This window comes from Saccharomonospora iraqiensis subsp. paurometabolica YIM 90007 (assembly GCF_000231035.2).
Classification (GTDB): Bacteria; Actinomycetota; Actinomycetes; order Mycobacteriales; family Pseudonocardiaceae; genus Saccharomonospora; species Saccharomonospora paurometabolica.
In genome coordinates, this window is sequence record NZ_KI912213.1 from 328003 (window position 1) to 329436 (window position 1434).

Annotated in this window: 1 protein-coding gene and 1 pseudogene; one reads left to right on the plus strand and one right to left on the minus strand. The window is 75.7% G+C overall.

Annotated elements, in window-relative coordinates:
- Positions 1-483, minus strand: a 483-nt coding sequence (locus SACPADRAFT_RS0206270) for a dTMP kinase (protein WP_007027604.1), incomplete at its 3' end; no start/stop codon positions are given.
- Positions 484-693: 210 nt separating this feature from the next.
- Between SACPADRAFT_RS0206270 and SACPADRAFT_RS0206275 the strand changes: the two are divergent.
- Positions 694-1434: pseudogene (locus SACPADRAFT_RS0206275) on the plus strand (hypothetical protein); the annotation flags it as partial.

The following is a 1434-nucleotide window of genomic DNA, read 5'->3' on the forward strand; positions in this document are numbered from 1 at the left end:
CGCCGGGTCCGCCGCCGCCCGCCCCGCGGCGCGGTCGGCGGCGACCTCCGTGGGGACCCGGAGCAGCAGCTGGGCGTCCGGTACCGGCACCCCGAACCGCTCGATCTCCAGCCACCGCACCCACCGCACGACGTCGCCGTGCGCGTCCTGCCGTAGCCGGGCGGCCTGGTAGGCCGCGTTCGAGGCGACGTAGCGGTCCAGCAGCACCACGTCGTGGGCGGCCCGCGCACGGCGGATGTCGTCGGCCGCGTCCCGGCGGTCGAGCGCGTACAGCAGCCCCATGCCGTACACCGAGTCGGCGAGGTCGCCGTGCTCGCCGTGCAGCGCCTCCCGGACCAGGTCCGCGTGCACGTCCACCCCGTACCGGGGGAAGGCGGTGGTGGTCACCGTCGCGCCCTCGGCGCGCAGCGCGGCCGTCAGCGCGTCCGTCAGCGTCCGTTTCCCCGCCCCGTCGAGTCCCTCGACGACCACCAGCCTGCCCATACACCCATTGTGGCGGGGTGGTCCGATCCGGTGTCGCACGGGCGTCGTCCGGGCCACGCCGCCCCGCGTGGCGAGCACGCTCGGCCATTGTTCACTACGGTGAGGCATCGGCCGGGATCAGGCGGTCGCGCGCGGCGGCGACGGTGTGCGGGGCGCCCGGTCCCGGTCGGCGCCCGACCCACGACCCCACCCTCCCGAGGAGACCCGCCGGTGCCGCTTCCCGGACCCGACACCCACGTCGTCGAACTCCGTGTCCCCGGGCTGATCGGCACCGACGGGGAGAGCCTGCTCGACTCGGTGGGCACCGTCGAGGTCGCGGGTGACGGGATCGGCCGGGTCATCCGCCCGTCCGACCGGCTGCACCGGCCCGCGCCCGGACCGGTGCTGCGGGCCCTCGGCCGGTCGATACCCCGGACGCTCGAGGGGTATCTGTGGGACCGCATGACCCGAGGTGGGGCGAGCAAGGCCGCCTGGGCACTGCTGTTCCCGTTCTCCCTGGTCAACGTGGCGTGGTGGATGCTTCCCGCCTCCCCGTCGGACCCGTCCCGGGCGACCGCGGCGCTGATCCACGCCTGCCGGGCGCTGCTGCGGGTGGCGGCGCTGCTGCTGACCATGCTGTTGCTGAGTCAGATCACGGTGGTCAGCCTCGACCTGCTCGCCACGCAGTGCCTGTCCCCCACCGCGCCCGCGTGCGCGACGGCCGCACCGGACTGGATCACCGACAGCGCCCTCGCCCGCACCCTGGTGGGGGTGCTGCCGCCCGCGGCGGTGGTGTTCGTCCTGCACCGTGTCTCCGCCACGACGTGGGTCCCGGACATCCCCGGCGAGCGGGCCACACCGGCACGGGAGAATCCCGCGCACGCGGACCTGCCCGGCGCGCACGTCGACGAGGACCCGGGCGCGACGGCGGGGCTGCGGTGCCTGCACACGGTGGCGGCCTCCGCCTGCCTG